The following is a 21,917-nucleotide window of genomic DNA, read 5'->3' as shown; positions in this document are numbered from 1 at the left end:
CAGCCTGCTTGTTAGAATTGTATTACTTTAAACCAATCACAATCGAACCCGCGGCTTGGTTTACCAAGATCATGAATATTATATATCTATTAATGGGATCGGATTAAATAGAAAAGGTTCGCCGTTAAGATACGCTCTTATGATGGCTTGGGCATAGGGTTGTTCTGCGATTAAACCAGCCGTTTCTCTCGGATCGGAACAATGTGTGCAATAGTTCTCGATCATGAACATAACAAAAAAACATTCCAAGTGACTAACATAATGCTCCTGCAGCTTTCTTGCACTCTCGTAGCCTTGAATGAAAAGGACTCGCTGCTGTGGGTACAGACCTAATATCGCACCTGCTACATCATATAGAAAATATCCGTAACCGCAACGACCAAAATCAATTGGGCTGACTTCATCGCCGTTGAACACCAGATTGCCAATATGTAGATCGGAATGGATGAATCCGTAATTTTCGTTTGTTTGATGCATAACGCCCAATTCAGAAATGATTTTATCGGCAGCCGCCTGGTATGATTTCCAAGCTTCATCTGATAAGAAAACATTATAATATTGCCCCAGCTTGGTCATATCACATCTAAAGCTATCCTCTCCCCAAGTAGGACGAGTAAAACCAGTAGGCGGGACGAATCTCATGCTCGCCTCATGAAGTTTCGCTGTCATGATTCCTATATTGAACACCCGACTGTCCGTGAGCTTCCCGCTGGCTAGCTCCCCGTTCACCCATCGCATCAATGTAACGCTAGGGTTGTGGTAACCTTGTTCCGTATGAATCTCCAGTACATAGGACCCATCACGGCTTGCAATTCCCTCCGGTATAGAGAAATCGACGCAAGGACTCAGTGCGTTGAGAACCATAACTTCAGATAAAATTTCCTCTTGCGTCATCATATCGGAATGTATTCGCATCAAGAAACACTCATCGTCTTCCGCTTCAATTTTGAAAGTAATTGTATCTGATAACTGGTTATAATGAATATGTTCCCAATTCACGTCATACTTTTGCAATGCTAACAACGCAACTTGTCTTGCTCGTGACATCAAAGAGCGCCTGCTTTCATCGGTATCCAATTGAAAAAACCTCTTCATCTTGATCCCCCTTAGAGCTTGGATAAATCTTTACCACTAGATAATTATTTTACCAACTTCTTCCTGTTAAATCTCGATAAAAAACGATTATACTAAATCATTTCATGACCCTATTACTTATAGGTTAGAGCCATCATCTGTTAGTTGCCGTTGCATAAATTATCTAGCAATCTGCTCTGGAAAAGCTTAACTTACTTACTTTAGTTGAGAAACGATAAAAAAATGAGTAAAGTATAGGATATAAGGAGGCGAATCAAAAATGCCCAATCTGACAAACAAAATGGAAATAGGAATCAGTACATTTCTGGAAGCAACACCGGACCCTGTAACCGGTAAAACCATTAGCCATGCCGAGCGGCTACGTGATGCCGTTGAGGAGATTGTACTTGCCGACCAGGTCGGTCTAGATGTGTACGGGATTGGAGAGCATCATCGAGCAGATTATGCAGGTACCTCACCTGCTGTTGTATTAGCTGCAGCGGCAGCGATGACCAAGCGGATCAGGCTTACAAGTGCCGTTACCGTGTTGTCCTCGGATGATCCGGTCCGCGTATATCAAGCTTTCTCTACCCTTGACGGTATCTCTAACGGTCGAGCTGAAATTATGGCTGGTCGGGGCTCGTTCATTGAATCTTTCCCTCTCTTCGGCTACAGCCTGGACGATTACGACGAATTATTCGAAGAAAAACTGGAGCTGCTGCTTAAAATTAGAGAATCAGAGAAAGTAACCTGGCAAGGTGGTCATCGGCCAGCCATAAATAATCTGGGTGTATATCCCCGTTCCGTTCAAGATCCTCTTCCTGTGTGGATCGCAAGCGGCGGAAATGCACAATCGGCTGTTCGTGCTGGCATGCTCGGTCTTCCGATTGCCTTCGCCATTATCGGGGGAATGCCAGAGAGCTTTGCTCCGTTAGTCGCCCTCTATAAGGAGGCCGCCGCTAGAGCGGGACATGATCCTGATAAACTGGAGATCGCCACTCATTCGCACGGATTTGTCGGAGACACAACTGAGCAAGCCGCCGATCTGTTCTTCCCTACAACGCAAGCCCAAATGAACGTCATCGGGCGCGAACGGGGCTGGGGGCAGCATTACACTCGAGCAACTTATGATGCCGCGCGCAGCCTAAGAGGCGCACTCTATGTCGGAGATCCTGAATATGTTGCAGAAAAGATTATTCTGCTGCGCAAAAACTTAGGGGTCACCCGCTTCTTCCTGCACGTCAACGTCGGCACGATGCCGCATCGTGAAGTCATGCACGCTATCGAGCTGCTCGGTACCCGTGTCGCCCCCATCGTACGTAAGGAGCTTGCCCGAAACGAATCATAAGGATAAATACGATACTGTATTAAGACGCGCATCAATCCGTTTGTAGCTATAACACGAAAGAAAGTGTGTGAACCATTAGGTCCGCACACTTCTTTTTTATATGCTGATATCTCATATTATCGCTGGATTAGGAAGAGCTTAAGAAACACGATTCAATAAACTAACCAAATAGGAGTCCAAACGTTCAATGATGATTTGTTCGGTTAGTCCTGTCATACCTAAGGCCGTCCATCCTCCGTACACCTCAGGAGGCCAGTAGGCAAAATCGATTAAGGTGACAAGATCCCAATAGGGATCATAGGAAAAAGAGGCACCCGCATGATCTTGATAACAAGATAAAAAGTCATCGGCAGTTGATACATCATAGAGTTGTGCTAAGTTGACGCGACAATGTCCAACATCGATGCCTGCAGGACCGACACAGCCGTTGACCCAGTCTACAATGCCGCTCACTTCTTCCCCGTTCCATAATATGTTGGTTGGATGATAGTCCCGATGAATGAACCGCGCTGCAGCTGAGGGAAGGGAGCTCTTGACCATATCGGCCGCAACCTGCCACTTGTCCGGGATCTTTGACCAAGATGATGTATTGAGCTTCGCAGCGTCGCAATAAGGGGCGAATGTCCACGGAAAATGGCTCGCATCTACCTGATGAATACGGACTAGCGCTTCAGCCATCCCTTTTATCCAGTGGCTCTTGTTCTTCGGCTCTAATACAACGGAACCCTCTAGTCGAGTCATAAGCAATGCCGGTGTGCCGCACTGGCTTCCAGTTTGGTCGAAGGCAATCAGCTTCGGTGTCTGCACTCCAAGAACTTGTGCTGCCCGGAGCAAGCTTTCTGCTTCACGTAAAGCCAAATCCGGTTGTTCCTGCACCCATTCTGCATTGTTAAACTGTCGCAGCACAACAGAACGCACTTCTCCGTGTATGGACAAAGAAATCCCGTGAACAAGTGAGGAAATTCCCCCTTGAAGCTGTTGTATCGAAACAATGGTCGCTTCGGGGTGTACGGCCTCAATAACCCACTTAAGGACGTGATCTGAAATTGTTGTATCGATCGAAAACATAACCTTCCCCCCTTTACCAATAAGTCTTATCTAACAATAGTTATCGATGATTCCCCTTATGTATCCGTAGCTAGATCGCTGATATGGAGGCTGATTGCCTTTTCCACCTTTTGCACCCATGGAACCACGAGTGACCTCATAGACCATTCGGTATTCTCCACTCTCTTCCCCTTTACGCCAACGTTCAATGAAATGAACCAGATACTGTTCTTGCACATCGGTTCCCTCTACTGTCGTTTCTCTTTCCACATCATATCCTTCGATCTGCAGCTTTACTACTCCTACTTGTTTGGGGAAGAAATCTATCGTGGAACCGCTGCCTGAGGTTGCAAACGCTACGGCATCTAAACTGGTAAATGGCGGCTTGGGTGGCGATAACATGTACACTGTCCCCACGATAATCCCCAATAGGAGAATAGGTGCGCTTAACAGAAGCATACGTGATTTGCGTTTCAGGTATGGCAGAAACATTAACCATAACCTGTCGATAACAAAGAAAAGGATCGCCGCTGCGCCGCCCATTATACTAAATAGAGATGATTGAAGCACGAATCCGAATAAAAGCCCGAAGATGACATGCATCAAACCAGATGCCAACCACTCGCCAGGACCAGCGGCATTTAACTTTCTAGCAGCTAACTCCAGGAGGGAGGAAACGAGAATGCCGTACAGAAAAATTGAAGGTACCGCGTATAACGCAATGATAGTAGCCCAGGACGCGTAGTTTCCAGCTGCTTGCCAAGCTTCCCCACCCAGGGTCATATAGGGAAAGGAAACCCCAAGCACCATCGTCCAAGCAGTAAAATAAGCGACTGCACTTTTTCTCCACAGCATCTTTTACCCCCCTATGGTCCGAGTTCTTGCTAATTTGTACTAAGGTATAATCTAAGCTTCAGTGGAGTTAGCCATTTTAATTATTGCCATTGCAGCTGTCCCTTTCTCTATCCCTTGAATCTGGAACGTCAAAAAATATAATCTCCACTCGCTGATGTACCGTTCCCCATATATGTGCAATAAGATTGGCTATGCTATTGCTCTCGTTCGTAGGCCTCCACACGATGTCTTCTTCAGATAATTGCTTGATGAGTATAGGCATCCACTTCCCCTCTGAATTTCCACAAGAAGCTATCGATGAGTGATCTCGAAATATCCAAGCCTCGCACACGCCTTTCAATTACAATTCAAGAAAATCATACCAAACATACGTTTGCTTGTAAACTGCAATATGCGTCACCATACTTCGCTTAGATGATTGCTAATTTGACAAAAGTTTATCTTTTACTAAGATGCGGCCTAAAGGAAAAGTTATTGTATAAAAAAGAAAGAGGACCGACTTACTGCGAGGCAGTCTACGATCCCTTTCATTCCGTTCTTTAAATATTGCAATACAGCTTGCTTATTCTAAGGGGTCTATTGATTCTGGTTGAATCCCTGCTCCTCTGCGTATCGCCCCCAATGCGGACGACGGCCATCTGCATCGACGAACCCGTATTCGTCCGATAAGCCCCATGAGCTGAGTAGCTGACCCGTTTTATCAAGCACATTAGGATCAGCCGCTAAGGAAGCAATTGCCTGCCCGACGAAATACGGGGTTTCTGACTGTAGGAAATGAACATCCTTTTTGCCTGCTTCCTGCCAGTTTTCTTCCGTTACACCGAAATGCTCCAGCATTTCTTCCGATCTCAGGAAGCCCGGGGTAACCGATACGGCTGCAATGCCGTGCGGCTTTAATTCGGCCGCCATCGCTTGTGCGAGGTGGGAGACTCCAATTTTTGCAAGGCTGTAATACAGATTCCCCCGGTAATGATAGCCAACGCCATCGGTCACCTCGATGATGAGTCCCTGTTTTCGTTTTACCATCAGCGGTGCACCGTAATAGGAAGTAATCAAGTGCGAGTGTACCGCTTGTCTTTGCAGGAAGAGACCATCAGCCAGTGAGCTTTCCCAAAATCCTGTACCCCATTGGACGAGGCTCTCACCTCCCCATACATCATTGACAAGAAGGTCCAGTCGGCCATTCTGCTCATCGGCTATGCGTTCGAACAGCGCCTTCACCTGCGACTCCTCGGTGTGATCCACACGCTGGTAAATACCTAAACCGCCTCGTGCGGTAACAAGCTCCGCGGTTTCCTCGATGGTTTCAGGTCTCCTCATCGGAGATGGATTGCCTCTCGTACTCCTTCCAGTCACATATACAGTTGCCCCTGCTTCTCCCAGCTTCATCGCTATAGCTCTTCCTGCACCGCGGGTCGCGCCTGCGACAACCGCAATCCGGCCTTCCAACGGTTTGTTTTCATTCGTGTGCATAGGGATACAGCTCCTTTTCCCTTTAGTCTCATCCATATCTTAGCAAATTAATCATGTCATCCTTTGTCATATATGTATGATAAGATAGAAGTAATTCATTAAAGCAAGGAAGTGACGTGATATCTTGAGAGCGGATCGACTTTTGAAAATCATGCTGCTGCTGCATACACAGGGGTGTCTGACCTCGAATGAGCTAGCAGTGAAATTGGAGGTATCCGTGAGAACCATCTTCCGGGATATGGAGGCGCTTAGCGCCGCAGGCGTGCCTGTTTATGCAGAACGTGGCGCACATGGAGGCTGGAAACTAACGGAAGGGTTCCGCACGGATTGGGCCAACCTTAATAAGAGTGAGATCGTCTCCCTACTCGCGGCAAAACCCCACCGCCATGTGTCCGATCTCGGTTGGAACAGCACATTTGATGCTGCGCTGCTTAAGCTGCTGGCATCATTGACACCGACTCTGCGGCGCGATGTGGAGTACACGCGTGAGCGGCTTCATGTGGACGGTGCCGGCTGGCATCCATCTGGTGAGGATGTACCGCTGCTGCCTCTTGTCCAAGAGGCCGTCTGGGAGGGCAGACAGCTGCACATGGACTATACTTCAGGGAGAGGCTCCAGCTATCGCACCGTGCATCCGCTCGGTCTCGTTGTGAAGGGCTCGCTCTGGTACCTCGTCGCCGTACCTGCGGATACAACCCTAACCAGCAATGGGAACGGAGAAGAGCCGGAGCCGCGCACTTACCGCGTCTCACGCATTCGTTCGGCTGAATTGCTCCCCGCTCCTGCAGAACGCCCGGAAGGCTTCGAGCTCGCCACTTACTGGGAGCACTCGGTGAGCCGTTTTCGCGCTGATCTGCCACAGTTCCCAGCGCGAGCACGGGTGCATGAAGACGCGCGTACGCGACTCGAACAGACTCGCTACATCCGCATCATCACTTGGGGCGAGACTTCGTCAGATGGCAACTGGCAGGAGGCTGATCTTGCATTCAATACACTGGAGTCGGCAGCCGATATCGTGCTTGGGTTCGGGGCACAATTGCATATTCTTGAACCTGCCGAGCTGCGTGAAGCGGTTGTTGCCAGGGCGCAGTCGATCATCACGATGTACGGTTAATTTCATTTTTCGAATTTGAAACATAGACGGATCGTATGTAATTGTAAATCATTAGGAGGTATAATTTATGAGAATCGAAGATGCCATCCCGTGCCCTTGGAGTAACACTGCCCAGGATTTGAACGTCCCAGTAAGATCTCTTAGTTGGATAAGGCGGCTGCAGATAGAAGATGCCCTGAAAGCTTCTTTTGCTGACTATTGATTCTCTCTACAACAGCTGCATATTGCTCCGCTCTCTTGCTTATACTCTCAACGGTATTCAATTGTAACCTCTCGGCAAAAAGAGCGAACGCTTCTTCTCCCTTGGGAGATAAACCGTTCAACAGTTGCTTGCATTCAGCAAAGCCGCGCCAAAGAGGCCAGATACATTCCCTCGGATAGCCCATGGAAATCATGGTCCGAATGCCTTGAACATGGTACTCTCTTTTAACCAATTGGACCTCTGGGCAAAGAGTCGCAGCTTCGGAATATAACTCCTCCAGCAGCTTATTCCACTTTTCTATCTCTATCGGCGTTAACTGATCCGCTCCTAAACAACGCAATATGGATTCACTAATATCCGGCAGGCCGTACAACGAACTGGTTTGCGTAATATCCATCATTCCTTTGCGTGCAGCACTAGGTGGGCGCAAATCAATAGAATCCAGCAGCGCAACCGTCGGGCCGACCACTGTTCTTACAAAATCAAATCCTTGATGATTATCTTTGTTTTCCCTGCAATATACAGGATCTAGCCAGCGATTCGCCCGGTCCTGCAAATCTGTAACGGCTCTCTCAATCGCTTCCTCCACCCATTGAGCATTTTGAAGCAGTCCGTACGTTTGTTGCTGTGGTTCGGAGAATTTTCGTTCCTTCTCCCACAAAATATGTGCTCTGTGCAATGAAACAATAACCGACAAGCGCATGGTTTCCGGCTGAGATAAATTGCCCCAAAAATAATGAGCCAGCTCTAATGTAACTCCCGACTCTTGAAAGATACTATGTTGATTCAATCGTGGGTCCTTGATGCTATCATTAGGGGAGCCATGCCAATTAATATCTATGTCCGAATGAGGTAATTGAGTGTCTGGGTTCCATATGGAGCCGGTCAGAATAAATCCGTCTATACCGGGATGAAGTGATATAAGATCTTGAAGCAGATTCTCTACGATGCTTGCACGCTGGGCCGGTAAAGGCCCTGTATGAATGGATGCAGCCATGGATAATCTCTCCTTAGGTAGATCAATATTTTGATTACAATAGGACTAACTTTCGATCGCTTATAATTAGAGTTCTAATTATTATACAAGTTTTTATTCCGATTTATGTTTAATCTGCTGCAAATGATCGGATAGCTTGTTTAAAAGCTTACTCAACTGCTCGTTCTCTTCCTCTGAAAAACAAGATAAAGGATCAAATTCCTGAATGGAATCAAAAGCTTGCTTTAATGACGTCAGCTTATCTCTCCCTTCCGATGTAATCGCAATATGGACTAGCTTCCTATTAAGCGGGTCTTTGCTCTTTTGGACCCATCCTTGCCGTTCCATATTGTTAATAATGACTGTTGCCGTTGGACGGTCACAATAAAGCATTTCGGCGATTTGCGATGGGTTTAGAGATGGTTTCGCCACTAGTTTTCGAAGTACGAACTGCTGCTTTAATGTGATCTGATGAGGCACAAGCTGCTTTTGCAAATATCGCTGCCAAGTTAGGAAAATGACGCCGATTCGTGACATTGCAGGTGGGTTGCTCGACATTTTCATTTAACTCCCTATAGTTAGTATTCTAACCATAATGTACCATAGGGGTAAAGAGAAGCACAAGGGTTACTCAGCATGAATAACCACGTTATGGATCTTTTTTTGCATATCATACACAGCAATATTCATGAAAACCAATACTACTTACCGTAAAGCTGCGAGAGTTTAGCTTCAGCCTCAGCTGCAGCTCGACGAAACAGATCATCTGCTACCTGAATCCGTTCAGCTATATCTTGTACGGTTTTTACCCCATATAGATTTTCCAAAGCCAGCACCACATCGGCAGGAAAATCCCGTGACGCATGAACTAGGAAGCAGTCCGCCTGGAAAGGAGTATGGATGATGCGAAGCATATCGACCAGTGGCTGCAAAACAAACTTCTGGTAGTAAATCAATGATTCCAAAAATAGTCCGCGCTGCGCATATTTCACTGCTCGGCTTCTTTGACTATAAATGCCTTGAGCCCGAAACCATTGTCTACGCAATTCTGAGCCATGCGACGCATGTTCAACATGTTCATATTTCACAATACCTGCTTTATCTACCAAAACAACAGGTATAACCGTTTGGTCTTCATGTATAAAGGCAACAGGCATGCTTTCGCTCTGGACCGTGACATCAATTAATAGATGTTCCGATGTTTCCAACAGATGATATACCTTATAGCGGTTATTGGCAGGTCTACCCGGCTGTTCATAAGCAATATCTAGTTGTCCCAATCGACCCAAACAATCATCCAGTCGTGAGATGGCATTATCTACAAAGCCTTCCCTGGTATAACACACCAAATCGATGTCCGAGTACTCATCCAAGCTTTGAGTGCCATCGGAGCCCTCCAGCCAGATAGCCAATATAAAATCTTCGCCCTCAAGATTTGAAACCATTTCATTTATGATGGTCTCACGGGTAATTGTCATAGCTTGCTCCTCCTCGACTACAGTAGGTCAATAAGGCAGAATATAGGAATATCGGGCTTAGACAGGTATGTTATATTTTTCATTAAATAATCCAATGACTTCTCTTAGCTTATAATCGAGTCTGAGCATCACTTCAGAAATGATCTCTTTGGGTATTTTCTTATAGTAAGCATGAGCTATACTGCCTGTTATACAGGCTATAGTGTCACTATCTCCACCAATAGATATGGCCTTCCTTATAGCATCTTCAAAATCACAGGACTCCAAAAATGCAATTATTGCTTGCGGAACAGACCCCTGACAGCTTGGATCAAAGGCATAGGCCGGCCTTATATCATCCAGCTTTTGACTAAGATTATATTTAAATTTATTTTGAATGAAAGATTTGATTTCGTCCTTCGATTGAAGGGTTCTTCCCAAATATACTGCACAAGCCACAGCCTGGGCGCCAATAACGCCTTGTCTATGATTATGGGTAACTATGGCCGATAGTTTGGACTCCATTAACACCTCTTCAAGCGTGCTGTAGGCAAAACCTATAGGGCTCACTCTCATAGCAGATCCGTTCCCATAGCTTCTGTATGGTTTAGAGTTGTTATTCTTAGCCCATTCCTCGAACTTCTGACCGTATCCAACATTCGGGTACCATCTTGTATATTGCTTAAGCTTAATGGCATACAATTTCTTGCTTGCATAGTGATCAATAAGCTTGTTATTTTGCTTCTTTCTATTCAGAACAGCGTCTGCTATTGCAACAGTTAAAACCGTATCGTCGGTAAATCTCGTGAACCTGTCGTATAGTTTAAATTCAGTAGTTTTGACATTATGCCACTCAAATACAGAACCAATAACATCTCCAATCACTGCACCTAACATGATTCACCTCTGCCAAAGCTTTAGCATTGCTATATCCGAAAATTCTAATGTCGCACGTTGAATTAGGACTTCCATATAGCCGCTCCTCCACTGCATTATCCTCATTAAATTTTACCACAATATGGATTTGTATAGATATGTAAAACAAACAAACGCACCCTATTAAATGCGCTTCTCTGTCAGTTAAGCAAGCTGGGATTGATGATGCCCTGAAGTAGCTTTTTGCTCTCCAAATCCTTTTTGCGTGGTAGCCTGCCTATTTGCTCGTAGACTTCTTTTTCTTCAAGTAATTGCTGGGGACTTAAAACATACGCTGATCTGCCATGAAGAATGAACTTTTGTAGTGGTAAAGCATCCGACCTCCACACCCACTGTGGCTTACCATTCGCAACAATGCGACCGTCACTGGCTCGTGTCAAAAAACAAAATTGAATATCTACGTCTTCCTTGCGGAAATCCGTCTACGACGTGCTTACGGGTATGCATTGAAATCCAGCGTCGATCAGCGAACGCTCGATTTTTTCCCGATGCCGAACCCATGCAACCAAATCAATGTCGTCGTGAGGTCTTGTAATCCTTCCAAGCAGAAAATCTATCGCCCATCCCCCACGTAACCAAAAACGTGTATTAAGAGATGTACATATTGCATGAATTTCATCCAATATTTTTAATTGACACCGAGATCGTGCAATCGTGATAGCATCTGAGGGAAATAAACGATTAACGCTGCTCTCATCCTTCATCAACATAAGCTTTCCCCCTGTATGCGGCTTATTTCCATTCTTACTCCTTCATCCATATTCCTTATTATACGCCCCTTCCACATTCCAAATAAAGGTAATAAATAGATTATTTCAAAATCAATTGCCCATCATATCTCATAAAATCGTTGATGACTTCACGATTATGCTTATGCCAAAATCCACCGTCAGAAGGTAAAGGTAATTCATCAAGCGGAAAAAACCTCGCATCCGTGCTTTCCTCTGTTTCCGTCAGCAATGTTCCAGCCCATTCATGGACTATGAAACAAAACTCAAACAACTGCCCCTTCTCAGTCAAACCTTCAGCCCCAGTATAAATAGCGAAAAGGGTAGCTGAATAGACATCAAGACCCGTCTCTTCCTTTTAACTTCCTTTTCATACATTCGTAAATAGACTCCCCCAATTCAATAGAGCCAGCTATCAACCCCCATGAATGAGTATGTTTTACATTGGGCTTCCGTCTTTCAATAAATAAGATGCTGCCTTGTTCATCCCTTAATGATCGTCTTAATGGATGGAACAATGATGGGCAATTTCCCATCCACAAGGGTACGTAGCTTGTAAATATAGTGGTCCTCCCAAGGTATAGACATGGATGCATCTCTCCCAAGTGAATAATATATAATTGGAATATATTTCTTGTTAAAATTATTTCTCCATCTATATGTCTTTGTCCTTTAAAGGAGCCTCCAAGTAAAAAAAGAGCAAGCTGCCATAAGGCAACCTGCTCGTCTATTAAGTAACTGGTTAGTGCCAGTCATCCATTCTTACCACGCATAAGCCTTCGGCGCATCGCCACCTGGCCCTGGGAAAATTTCATCCAACCGCTTCAGCACATCTTCATTCAGTTGAATATCCACGACACGCAGCGTGCTCTGGAATTGCTCCAGCGTACGAGGCCCGATAATTGGCGCTGTCATCGCCGGGTGAACCAGCGTCCAGGCCAGCGCGACATTGGCTTCGGTTTCTCCAAGCTCCTTGCACAGCTTACTGAACGACTCCAACTGATCACGACGCTGCTCAGCGCGCGATTGATTACGAACGCTGCGGGACCCTTCAGCCGGGTTCAATGCATTGCCGCCAAGCAGGCCCCCATCAAGAGGACTCCAGGCGATAACTCCGATGCCGAATTCTTCTGCTGCTGGCAGCACCTCCAGCTCGGGCCATCTGCACAGCAAGCTGTATTTATGCTGCTCCGACACGAGTCCTAGGAAATGACGGTTTTTGGCCTCATACTGCGCCTTCACCAAGTCACGACCTGCAAAATTGCTGGCGCCGACGTAACCGATTTTACCCTGGTAAATGTGTACCAGGAAAGCTTCCCAGAGCTCCTCCCATACGACATTGCGATCCACGTGATGCATCTGGTACAACTCAATATGGTCCGTTTGAAGGCGCTTTAATGAAGCGTCCAAGTGACGACGTATTTTATAGGAGGACAATCCTCGAGCCGCATTAGGCCCGTCATTAGGGTCTTCCATATCTCCGTATACCTTAGTGGCCAGTACCACTTTCTCGCGGCGTCCTCCGCCTTGGGCGAACCAGCGACCGATGATCTCCTCGGTTTGCCCGCGTGCTTCTCCTGACCCGCCATAGACGTTTGCCGTGTCAAAAAAGTTGATCCCGGCATCCACTGCTGCATCCATGATCCGATAAGCTTCCTTCTCATCCGTAGCGACACCGAAGTTCATAGTTCCCAAACAAAGCTTGCTGACCTTTAATCCGGAACGTCCTAAATAAGTGTACTCCATCACAAATACCTCCTTATTTTAATCCTGCGGTACTGACAATCCTCATCATACCGCTCCTTGTCTTTTTTTAACAGTACGCAAAAATAGGTGAGATAGGAAGTCAAGGGAAATTTAGTTACCTTCAAGTAAGTCCTAGACCCATCTGAAAAATATGTCGAAAGTACCTTTATCTTTCGCTCTCCATGATGTATCTTGTTAACAGCCCATAAAAAGGTGCATTTATCCTTTTTTTCGGAAAATGATGGGAACCTTCTTTGCGTTACCCACCTATTTATGGATTGAATCACGAATAAATTGTAATGGACAGCTCTTAGTAGAAAATGCCGAATCAGCACAGCATAAGTGCTAGTACGGGGGATATTTTTCCTTGGGGTGAATATTTGTATGCCTTGTGCCTGCAAGTAAGGGAAAACCTCTTCCCTAACCCGTCAACTAACCTCGGAGGCTAATAGGAGGAATTAAGCTTTGAAGTTTTTCAGTAAGAAGACGGTTTGTTTATATGCATTTCTTTCTTGTGCACTCCTTTCTCCAGTTCATTCTCATGCAGCAGCGCTGAACGAAGGAGTCAAGATTCAGATTAATGATACGCTCGTTTATTTTCCCGAAGGACAGCCTGTCGTGGATACTCGTTCTCAGCTTCAAGTACCCTTTCGTCCTTTGATGGAGTCGCTCGGTTACGATATCAGTTGGTCACAGGAAGGCAGCGAGGTTCGTGTCTCCATGAAAAAGGGTGATCAAACTTTATCCTTGAAGACTGGCGATACGTTCGTGCAGGTCAATGGGAAACAGGTGAATGTCAATTCCTTGATCGGTATGGACAAGGGAAGCATCTATGTACCGGTCCGATTCATATCGGAAACGCTCGGATACAAAGTTCAATGGGATGACGATAATCAGATCGCCATCGTGGATGCGGATGGGAAATACCATGCTCCGGCCTGGTACAAGACTAAGAAGCAGGATAATGTGCTTCAATACGCTCAAGGCTATCTAGGCGTACCCTATGTATGGGGAGGAAGCACGCCCAACGGGTTTGATTGCTCCGGGTTCGTGCGGTATGTATTTTCCCAAACTCGGGGGATTGATTTACCGCGCACGTCTACTGCGATGTACTATAGCACAGGAATGTCTGTAGCCAGTCCGTCACCGGGGGATCTCGTTTTCTTTTCAAAAAGCGGAATATCTCACGTCGGGATTTACTTAGGTAACGGTCAATTCATCTCAGCTACGACATCCCGTGGGGTTCAAGTTGATTCTATCTACAGCTCTTATTGGCAAGCCAGGTATATTGGCGCAAAAAGCATTTAGTTGAATGAAATATATGATTACAACAGGCTGCCTCTGCAGCCTGTTTTTTTAATGTTTCGAATAAACGTCCCGATCAGTCACGAGTCGAACGGAAACGATACACTTTATATTGTCCGTTGTCTGACGAATATCTCAAAATATTCCCATCCTCAGGTATTCCTTCAAAATAAGCTCCAATACACCCCGTCGTGCATCGGTGTCCAGATAAGGCAATATGGACATTACTTTGGCCGTTTTTTTCTTCAAGCTCACGCATAAAATGAAAAACTCTTTGAATGAAAGCTTGGATTTCCTCGACATTTTTATAAATGCTAGAATCGGGAACTGCGCCATTCAATATTACTTCGCCTTTTTTTAACCTGTCAGCTTCACCTAAATCAAAAACATTCAGTCTTTCGTCCACTGTTACTGTTATACCTGCTGCAATTTCTGCTGTTTGAACAGCTCTTTCCTGAGGAGAGGAGAATGCATAATCGAACTTTATGTTATGAAGATTGTCTCTTAAACCTTCCGCTTGCTTTATGCCGTGTTCATTCAGAGGCAGCCCCTGTCTTCCTTGCAACCTGCCTTCTTTGTTCAGGTCGGTTTGCCCGTGTCTAATGACATAAATCATGATGACACCTTCCCTACTGCAGAATCATAAGGATATTTTGCAACCCTGAGTGCATATTCGAATGATTCTACATCGGGCATGTTTCGTTCTTTTGCTATGAGAATCGCCTTTTCAATATCATAAGAAACCCTTCTTAGCTGAACCGCTATATCCTTTCTATTAAAATCTACAACAGCATAGCTCGCTCTGTTATCTCCGTCAAAAGGTAGGCCAATGCTACCGCAGTTAACCACCGTTCGTCCGCGACATTGCCTAACATAAGCATGATGAATGTGACCATGCAGCACTAGTTTAGTCCGCTCATTTTGATGTAAAGTGTCAAGCTCGTCCAAAGTTGCCCAAGGATATACAACGCCCACTAGCGAGCTTGGAGTTGCATGATACATTTCAGTTGCTACCCCTTCAAACTCATAGCAAAACTCTTTAGGCCAATTAGACAACCAAAGCTGATCAGCGCTTAATATTTTTGCACAATCGTATTCAAAAGAACGTAAGAGCAATTCTTTTTTATAATTATCAGGCTGCCAGCCCGGCTTCGGGAATCTTGTAAATTTATCGTCGTGATTGCCTCTTATTATCGCTAACGGTTCTAACGACTTTAATAAATCTATACATTCTTGGGGTTCCGGTCCCCGCATACCAACGTCACCGAGGAATACTATGGCATCAGGACTTTGTTGCTTAAGATCATCTATTACCGCTTCAAAAGCAGTTGCATTCCCATGCGTGTCCGAAATTACGGCTAATTTCATGTTCTTCCTCCATTTCTATGTATGATAATAACAATTATTGTAATTTATAACTTGAATAGAAGGGTAGTATTATTTTGAGAGTGGTTTCACAAAAGCTAACAAAGTCCTCAAGGTTGTGTCTTCCTTAAATATTCAACCATAAAATCAAAAAGAGCCAGGCTCACTTCCCTCATAACACCTGGCGAATTTCCTACGTGTTTCTTGGTATAGAGGACATTTTCTTCAACAGTTACCGCTTTATGTATTCCCACATAATTAGGGACGACCTCATTGAGTGCTGTAAAAAATTTGATTTGAGGCTCCACAAGCTTAAGATGCTTTTCAAATGAACCTCTTCCTCTTGTTTTGTCAGCTTCCTTCCGTTTTCTAAGTTCTGGCTCCTCTGACCATAAAAGTACGTAGGCATGAGGAAACGCCAGCTCTCCTGAGACTAACTTTTTCCGAAAATAATTGGATTCATATTCAAACTGCTTATCGTCCAGCCCATAAACCCAATCATACCAAAGCTTAAAAACATCTCCGTCCAATAAAACATATGGATGCTCCTTACTTTTCTCCAATGCTATATGCCATCGCTTTATTTGACAATCAAGATACCAATCAACAAGCTGAGCACCCTGCATATTCGTTGGTCGGTTAAAAAGGAAATGAGTTTCTTCAACTACATACGCATCATATTTTTCTGCAAACATCCTACATGTTGTTGTCTTACCCACCGCGCTGGTGCCTTCAAGGCAAATAATTGGCATCTGAAACTGCTCACTTTCCTATATTTGGGAAATAAAAATTAAGTCAGGATATCATAGTTTGATTGATTTTACAATAATTAACTTCCAAGTGCACAAAAAAAGAGACCTCTTCTGAGATCTCCTCATTTAAAAAGCTATTTTAAGACCTATTTTTTCTGGCCAACGTTAACGATAAAGGTAGTAAAAAAACGGTATAAGCCGCAAGCACGTACAGACAGAAGATGAACGCTTCCGTGTAGCTCCGCGCATTCGCTTGCCGGACTCCGTCCGCATATAGCTTCTTGGCTTGATTGGTAACGGAAGCAGCATCCTCTGTGCAACTAGGCGACATGGAGGGATGAGCGCTTATCATTTGGGGATAACACAATTGGAATTTGGCAAGTGCGGCGTCACTCTGCTCCGTCGTCAAAGGCGCATATGCAGTCAATTGCTGACGCATTTGCAATTCAGTCTGTACGATCGCCTTATCCGCATTATGACTAAGCGAGTTCAGCCAGACGATACCAATAAGAGCAATTCCAATCGCATAGGCTACCTGCATCCCGGTCGTTAATATCCCCGATGCGGAGCCAATATCCTGCTTCTTCACCTTGGAAAGAACGACATTCGTAAGCGGTGCGGCAATGAAGCCCTGACCTAGACCAAGTATAGCCAATGCAGGAATCCACACATAAATATCCGGTGATATTCCTGTTCCTCGTACGGTAATAGCTAAAAGTAAATAGCCTGCCGCTGTCAGCACAGAGCCAACGGTCAGAACGTGCGAGCCTAGCTTCAAGGCTACCCGCGCTGATAATAATGAGGCTAGGAAATAGCCTAAACCCATTGGCAGAATGACCGCTCCGGCTTTAAGCGGAGAAAATCCGAGCCCAATTTGAAACAAATAAGCTGAGATTAAGAAGAAACTGGCTTGGGACGACATGAGCAAAAAAACGATAAGCATGCCCATTCCAAAGCCCCGTTGCTTGAACAAATTCACGTTCATGAATGGGTCGCCGTTTCGGCGCAAAAGTCTTTTCTGAACCCATACGAAGAGGACCAGCACAGGAATAGACAAGAGCAAGCTGAGGATCAGTATAAGCGGCCAGCCTTCTTTTTGTCCTTGAACTAGCGGGTACACTAGTAGGAATAAACCGACGGCGACTAATGCAGCACCAATCCAATCCGGTTTCGTTTGAACCTTTTCCTTGGATTCCGCAATGAAAGGGATCATACATAATAAGGCTATGCCTATCGGTACACTAAAGAAGAATACCATTCTCCATTCAAGACCCCAAGGGTTCCAGAAAAGCAGTAATCCTCCGATCAATTGCCCCGTCGAGGCGGCAATCCCTTGGGCTGCACCGTAAAGGCCGAATATTTTGCCTCTCTTCTCCGGTGCATATTGGGCCTGGATAAGCGATAAAATTTGCGGCGAGATCATCGCTGCGCTCAAGCCTTGCACGATCCGTATGACGGTGAGCATGCCGACTCCGCTTGATAACCCGCACAGCAAGGAGCTGATCGTAAAGCCAGCGACGCCAACAAGCAGCATGTTTCTCCTCCCAAACCGGTCGCCAAGTCTGCCGCCGATAATTAGAGCAATTGCATAGGAAAGTGTATAAGCCGAGATAACGAATTGGACCCCGAAGAAATCGGCGTGAAGACCGCGCTGAATTGAAGGCGTCGCCACATTGACGATAAAAATATTAGCCACCGCCATAAAGACCGATAGCAGCATGACGGCTAACATTAGGCGAGGACGTTGAAGAGCTTTCACCTCCACCTGTTGAGGATTAAGTGAACTATGTGCTGCTTGGGACATAAATTTTTTTCCTCCTTAGCGCACCCTGGGAACATTGACATACGCAGGGAACCTCGATTAAAATAAACGAGACAGAACTGTCTCATCCATCAATGTTTCGTATGATACAGACAGATCTGTCTCATGTCAACAAGATTTTTTCCTTACATTTGGAATTGGGTGATCACAATGGAAAAGAAAGAGTCCGCGAAAGAACGAATTTTACGAGTCGCTTCTGAATTGTTTTACAAAGAAGGGGTCCGTGCTGTCGGGATCGACCGAATTATTGAAGAATCCGGAGTTGCCAAGGCGAGCTTTTACCGCAATTTCCCGACAAAGGATAGTCTTATCGTTGCTTACTTGGAGAAAAGACACGGCAAGAGAACGGAAGCGATTGAAGAAGCAAAACGGCTTCATCCTAACTCACCTAAAGATCAGTTATACGCTATTCTTGATGAATTGGTTGAACGGATGAAGGCTCCAGGATTTCGCGGATGTCCGTTTATGAACGCAATCGTGGAGTTTCCGGATTTGGAGCATCCGGGGCACCGATCAGCCGTTGATAACCGACATCGGACTTGGGATAAGGTGGAGGAAATAGCGCGGGAAGGTCACGCACGAAATCCGGCCGAGCTAGCTTCACAGATCCGCATTTTAAGTGATGGAGCTATTATGAGCGCCTATATCGATAAGGATTCCTTCCATCCAGAACATTTCCTAAGTGCGGCAAAGCGGATCATAGAGGATCAATTCTTGGGATGAAGAAAAAAACATCGCCCCTTTCAGTCTGTAGACTAGCAAGGGGCGATGTTCCTCGTCTCCAAATAGAGTGCAGCAATTAATTAAGGACTGCGCCTGGCTCTAGGTTGGCTTTGAGCATTTTTTTAATCATATTAGCAGCCTTTACCTTGGTTGTCAGGCAAGGCGAGATTTCGATGCGAGATTTCCCCTGCTGAATGCAATGTTTTAACTCCGCGACCGTCGAGCATTCCGCATCCAAGTGGTTCACCACACACCCGAACTGCATCGGATGATGCGTATCGCTCCCCCCTACAACCGGAACTCCAAACTGTGCCCCGAATTTCAGAACCTGCTCGCTCATCGTATCGACACCGTATTTGTACAAATCCTTGCCGTTCATATCGAAGCTGTCAAATTGCTGCAGCAGCTCAGCAGAAACATGGTGGAGCGGATTGGATTCGCGGAATGGGTGTGCTCCAGTTTTGAGCAGCTCATAGGACTCTCCAAGACGGAACAGATTTTCCAAGGAAATGAACTGTCCTTCAACCTCATGGCCGTTCAGCTGCTCACGAATTTCACGAATGGCCCTCATATTACCCACAAACAAGATATGCCCGCCCTCCGCTACATCGATTTCCATTCCAGAGAACACCTTGAAGCCGTCCACATCGTAATGATCTCCCTGATACGTATACTCCTTATCCAAGGCATCATACATATCGGTAAAACGCAGCGTATTAAAATGCTCCGTCAGCGTAATCGCCGTCAGCCCGTTAGCCCGTGCTTCTTCAATGGAATTGCGGAAATAGTCCAGCGAAAAGGTTACTTTTTTGGTTAATTTCATATGTGTGTGAAAATCAATAATCATGACAGTCTCTCCCCGGTTGTTAGATTACAATTAAACTAGCTTTCAAGTATAATAGGCAATAAGTGTATTAAAGGAAATCGTCGATAAAGGCATAATAAAGGAGCCTGCCCGAGCATGGAAAAGAAATTCGAGTGGAATCTAGCCGAACTATCCTCCAACCAGAAAAAAATAGCCGATTTTATAGAGAAGAATAGCGCCAGAATGCCGCTGCTAACCGAGCAGGACATCGCCACGGAGCTGCAAATCAGTATTGCATCCGTCTCCCGCTTCTGGAAAGCGGTCGGTTACAAAAACCTTAAGGATTTCAAGCTCGCCTTAATGGAAGAACGAGATGTTTCCCCTGCCAATAAAATGCGCAACATGTTGAACAAAGTAGAAGCGGACGACTTGCCCGGCAATATGATGGAGCTCGGTGTTCAATATTTGAACGAAACTGCCGCGGAGCTGTCACGAGAACACTTCCAGCTCGCTGTCGAAGCCATCAATGCTGCCCGGCATTTGTACGTATACGCTCCTGGCCCGTCGGAAGGCCTCGGCAGCCTGCTTCGGTTCCGGCTTATGCGTTTTGGCTATGCCATACAATCGCTGCCTAAGAGCGGACGCGAGCTGTACGAATATTTGCCGCTGCTTCAGCAAGGCGATGTCGTCATTATTTTTGGCTTCGTTAATATGAATCAAGAAATCAAAGTGCTGCTCGAACGCGCCAAGAGTATCGGCTGTACTTCGATTCTGATCACCGATGTACTCGTCTCGGACATGCTTGCCAATGCGGACCTGAGCTTGTATGCATTCCGCGGTCAGATGTGGGAATTCCATTCCATGGTCGCCCCTACCGCCCTGGTAGAGAGCCTCATTGTAGCTGTAGGAATGAACAATAAAGAAGCCACATTGAAAAATCTCGAGCAGTTCAACGCTCTACGCAAGCAATACTCCGCCTATCTCCCTAAATAAGCCGGTTCCTTCCAATCCGCTTCCGCTTTCTCGGCAGTCCCTTCGGATGAATTCAGCATAGACGATTTCTGCTGTTCCTCTGCGGATGGGCTGCTGTATCTGGATAGTAGACTTCCGCTTCCCGCATCGTATACATTGACCTTCTCCAGAGGAATCGTAATCCACACCTCGCTGTTCAAATCCAGCTCCGCTTGGCCGAGCAGCTTCGCCATCAGCTGCACATCTCCCGTCTGGAGCTGCAGCAAGGTTTCTGATCCAGCCGGAAATACAGAAGTGACAGAACAGCGAATCCCGTTCGCCTGAGGAGCAGGCCCTACCGTGATATCCTCCGGTCGTAACGCAAGCATCAGTTCCTTTCCTGAGGCCAACGACTCGCAGGATACCTCTAAGCGACCCAAGCCTGAGCTCGTCATCAGCTTCCCGTCCTTCAGCGAACCGACAGGGACAGCCTTCACGAAGTTGATGCTTGGATTGCCAATAAAGTCGGCCACCTGAAGGGTCGCAGGATTGCGATACAGCTCCTTCGGTGTATCCACCTGCACAAGCTCCCCCTGGAAAAACACGGCAATCTTCGTTGATAACGTCAGCGCCTCGACCTGGTCATGCGTGACGTAGATAATCGTTGTTTTTAGCTCGCGGTGAAGCCGCTTCAGCTCGGAGCGCATCTCCATTCTCAGCTTAGCGTCGAGATTAGACAACGGCTCATCCAGCAGTAGGATGCGCGGCTCGGTCACAATGGCCCGGGCAATTGCAACCCTCTGCTGCTGGCCCCCCGACAGCTCGGAAGGATAGCGGTCGGCGAGATTAAGGATACGCATCTTCTCCAGCGCCCCCTCAACCTTCGAGCGGATGACCGCTTTGGACTGCTTCGTCAACGTCAGACCGAACGCCACATTATCGAATACGCTCATATGAGGCCAGAGCGCATAGCTTTGAAAGACTAGGCTGAGCCCCCGGTCAGATGAAGCTTTATGATAGCCTACAGCGCCGTCATCTACCTGCTTCCCGTCGATATAGATCAGACCGTTTTCGGGATGTTCTAGTCCTGCTATCATCCGCAGTGTTGTGGTCTTCCCGCAGCCGGAAGGGCCAAGGAAGGTCATGAAATCACCTTCCTCTACCTGAAGATCCAAGCTTTTGAGTACCAGATTGCCGTCGAACGTTTTGCTTACTTGCTTAAGCTCAATGAGTCCCAT

Annotated in this window: 24 protein-coding genes and 1 riboswitch; of the genes, 5 read left to right on the top strand and 19 right to left on the bottom strand. The window is 46.1% G+C overall.

Annotated features, from left to right (window positions below):
* Positions 1-78: 78 nt before the first annotated feature.
* Entirely contained in the window at positions 79-1,095 is a 1,017-nt protein-coding gene (locus tag QMA13_RS05935; protein ID WP_282940182.1) for a phosphotransferase enzyme family protein, read from the bottom strand.
* Positions 1,096-1,375: 280 nt separating this feature from the next.
* Here QMA13_RS05935 and QMA13_RS05930 point away from each other — a divergent pair, with 280 nt between their 5' ends.
* Positions 1,376-2,422, top strand: coding sequence for an LLM class flavin-dependent oxidoreductase (locus QMA13_RS05930; RefSeq protein ID WP_282943273.1), 1,047 nt, complete (start codon positions 1,376-1,378; stop codon positions 2,420-2,422).
* A 138-nt stretch (positions 2,423-2,560) separates the two neighbouring features.
* On the opposite strand, the gene QMA13_RS05925 is transcribed toward QMA13_RS05930, so the two are convergent.
* The 4 genes from QMA13_RS05925 to QMA13_RS05915 form a co-directional block, all read right to left on the bottom strand.
* Positions 2,561-3,490 (bottom strand): phosphotransferase family protein, encoded by a 930-nt coding sequence (locus QMA13_RS05925; protein WP_282940180.1) that lies wholly within the window; start codon positions 3,488-3,490, stop codon positions 2,561-2,563.
* A gap of 30 nt (positions 3,491-3,520) precedes the next feature.
* Complete coding sequence (locus tag QMA13_RS05920) at positions 3,521-4,324, bottom strand: hypothetical protein (RefSeq protein ID WP_282940178.1); 804 nt, start codon at positions 4,322-4,324, stop codon at positions 3,521-3,523.
* A 76-nt stretch (positions 4,325-4,400) separates the two neighbouring features.
* Entirely contained in the window at positions 4,401-4,586 is a 186-nt protein-coding gene (locus tag QMA13_RS36525) for a DUF1572 family protein (RefSeq protein WP_481858134.1), read from the bottom strand.
* A 314-nt stretch (positions 4,587-4,900) separates the two neighbouring features.
* Positions 4,901-5,797 (bottom strand): SDR family oxidoreductase, encoded by an 897-nt coding sequence (locus tag QMA13_RS05915; protein WP_282940177.1) that lies wholly within the window; start codon positions 5,795-5,797, stop codon positions 4,901-4,903.
* Between the two features lie 124 nt (positions 5,798-5,921).
* Here QMA13_RS05915 and QMA13_RS05910 point away from each other — a divergent pair, with 124 nt between their 5' ends.
* On the top strand, positions 5,922-6,911 hold the full coding sequence (locus tag QMA13_RS05910) for a helix-turn-helix transcriptional regulator (RefSeq protein WP_282940175.1): 990 nt from the start codon (positions 5,922-5,924) through the stop codon (positions 6,909-6,911).
* A 140-nt stretch (positions 6,912-7,051) separates the two neighbouring features.
* Here the strand turns inward: QMA13_RS05910 and QMA13_RS05905 are convergent, their stop codons facing one another.
* The 8 genes from QMA13_RS05905 to QMA13_RS05875 form a co-directional block, all read right to left on the bottom strand.
* Entirely contained in the window at positions 7,052-8,110 is a 1,059-nt protein-coding gene (locus QMA13_RS05905) for a hypothetical protein (RefSeq protein ID WP_282940173.1), read from the bottom strand.
* 93 nt (positions 8,111-8,203) lie between these two features.
* Complete coding sequence (locus tag QMA13_RS05900) at positions 8,204-8,647, bottom strand: MarR family winged helix-turn-helix transcriptional regulator (protein WP_282940171.1); 444 nt, start codon at positions 8,645-8,647, stop codon at positions 8,204-8,206.
* A 143-nt stretch (positions 8,648-8,790) separates the two neighbouring features.
* A complete protein-coding gene (locus QMA13_RS05895; protein WP_282940169.1) occupies positions 8,791-9,567 on the bottom strand; it encodes an aminoglycoside 6-adenylyltransferase in 777 nt (258 codons plus the stop codon).
* A 57-nt stretch (positions 9,568-9,624) separates the two neighbouring features.
* The gene (locus QMA13_RS05890) at positions 9,625-10,443 is read right to left on the bottom strand and encodes an ADP-ribosylglycohydrolase family protein (RefSeq protein ID WP_282940167.1); all 819 of its coding nucleotides are present in this window, start codon (positions 10,441-10,443) and stop codon (positions 9,625-9,627) included.
* Positions 10,444-10,904: 461 nt separating this feature from the next.
* Positions 10,905-11,192: a nucleotidyltransferase domain-containing protein gene (locus QMA13_RS05885; RefSeq protein WP_282940165.1), complete on the bottom strand. Its 288-nt coding sequence runs from the start codon at positions 11,190-11,192 to the stop codon at positions 10,905-10,907.
* A gap of 100 nt (positions 11,193-11,292) precedes the next feature.
* The gene (locus QMA13_RS05880) at positions 11,293-11,502 is read right to left on the bottom strand and encodes an NUDIX hydrolase (RefSeq protein WP_282940163.1); all 210 of its coding nucleotides are present in this window, start codon (positions 11,500-11,502) and stop codon (positions 11,293-11,295) included.
* 46 nt (positions 11,503-11,548) lie between these two features.
* On the bottom strand, positions 11,549-11,728 hold the full coding sequence (locus tag QMA13_RS36520) for an NUDIX domain-containing protein (protein ID WP_481858203.1): 180 nt from the start codon (positions 11,726-11,728) through the stop codon (positions 11,549-11,551).
* Positions 11,729-11,972: 244 nt separating this feature from the next.
* Complete coding sequence (locus QMA13_RS05875; protein ID WP_282940161.1) at positions 11,973-12,956, bottom strand: aldo/keto reductase; 984 nt, start codon at positions 12,954-12,956, stop codon at positions 11,973-11,975.
* 311 nt (positions 12,957-13,267) lie between these two features.
* Positions 13,268-13,418, top strand: a riboswitch (cyclic di-AMP (ydaO/yuaA leader).
* Between the two features lie 3 nt (positions 13,419-13,421).
* Here QMA13_RS05875 and QMA13_RS05870 point away from each other — a divergent pair.
* A complete protein-coding gene (locus tag QMA13_RS05870) occupies positions 13,422-14,264 on the top strand; it encodes a C40 family peptidase (protein ID WP_282940160.1) in 843 nt (280 codons plus the stop codon).
* A gap of 73 nt (positions 14,265-14,337) precedes the next feature.
* On the opposite strand, the gene QMA13_RS05865 is transcribed toward QMA13_RS05870, so the two are convergent.
* From QMA13_RS05865 to QMA13_RS05850, 4 genes are all read right to left on the bottom strand, one after another.
* The gene (locus QMA13_RS05865; RefSeq protein ID WP_282940159.1) at positions 14,338-14,877 is read right to left on the bottom strand and encodes a histidine phosphatase family protein; all 540 of its coding nucleotides are present in this window, start codon (positions 14,875-14,877) and stop codon (positions 14,338-14,340) included.
* Complete coding sequence (locus tag QMA13_RS05860; protein WP_282940157.1) at positions 14,874-15,629, bottom strand: metallophosphoesterase family protein; 756 nt, start codon at positions 15,627-15,629, stop codon at positions 14,874-14,876. Before QMA13_RS05860 ends, QMA13_RS05865 begins: the two co-directional genes overlap by 4 nt.
* A 107-nt stretch (positions 15,630-15,736) precedes the next feature.
* Positions 15,737-16,378, bottom strand: coding sequence for a nucleoside/nucleotide kinase family protein (locus QMA13_RS05855; RefSeq protein WP_282940155.1), 642 nt, complete (start codon positions 16,376-16,378; stop codon positions 15,737-15,739).
* A 139-nt stretch (positions 16,379-16,517) separates the two neighbouring features.
* Positions 16,518-18,182, bottom strand: a complete 1,665-nt coding sequence (locus QMA13_RS05850; protein WP_282940153.1) for an MFS transporter — start codon at positions 18,180-18,182, stop codon at positions 16,518-16,520.
* A gap of 168 nt (positions 18,183-18,350) precedes the next feature.
* Here QMA13_RS05850 and QMA13_RS05845 point away from each other — a divergent pair, with 168 nt between their 5' ends.
* A complete protein-coding gene (locus tag QMA13_RS05845; protein ID WP_282940151.1) occupies positions 18,351-18,923 on the top strand; it encodes a TetR/AcrR family transcriptional regulator in 573 nt (190 codons plus the stop codon).
* Positions 18,924-18,999: 76 nt separating this feature from the next.
* On the opposite strand, the gene QMA13_RS05840 is transcribed toward QMA13_RS05845, so the two are convergent.
* Positions 19,000-19,770: a PHP-associated domain-containing protein gene (locus QMA13_RS05840; RefSeq protein WP_282940149.1), complete on the bottom strand. Its 771-nt coding sequence runs from the start codon at positions 19,768-19,770 to the stop codon at positions 19,000-19,002.
* Positions 19,771-19,884: 114 nt separating this feature from the next.
* Here QMA13_RS05840 and QMA13_RS05835 point away from each other — a divergent pair, with 114 nt between their 5' ends.
* On the top strand, positions 19,885-20,721 hold the full coding sequence (locus tag QMA13_RS05835) for a MurR/RpiR family transcriptional regulator (protein ID WP_282940147.1): 837 nt from the start codon (positions 19,885-19,887) through the stop codon (positions 20,719-20,721).
* On the opposite strand, the gene QMA13_RS05830 is transcribed toward QMA13_RS05835, so the two are convergent.
* The gene (locus QMA13_RS05830) at positions 20,706-21,917 is read right to left on the bottom strand and encodes an ABC transporter ATP-binding protein (protein WP_282943271.1); all 1,212 of its coding nucleotides are present in this window, start codon (positions 21,915-21,917) and stop codon (positions 20,706-20,708) included. The two genes, QMA13_RS05835 and QMA13_RS05830, sit on opposite strands and share 16 nt — an antisense overlap.

The organism is Paenibacillus sp. RC67 (genome assembly GCF_030020805.1).
GTDB lineage: Bacteria > Bacillota > Bacilli > Paenibacillales > NBRC-103111 > Paenibacillus_S.
Note: the sequence above shows the minus strand (reverse complement) of the source record. Positions and strands in the feature narration are given on the sequence as shown.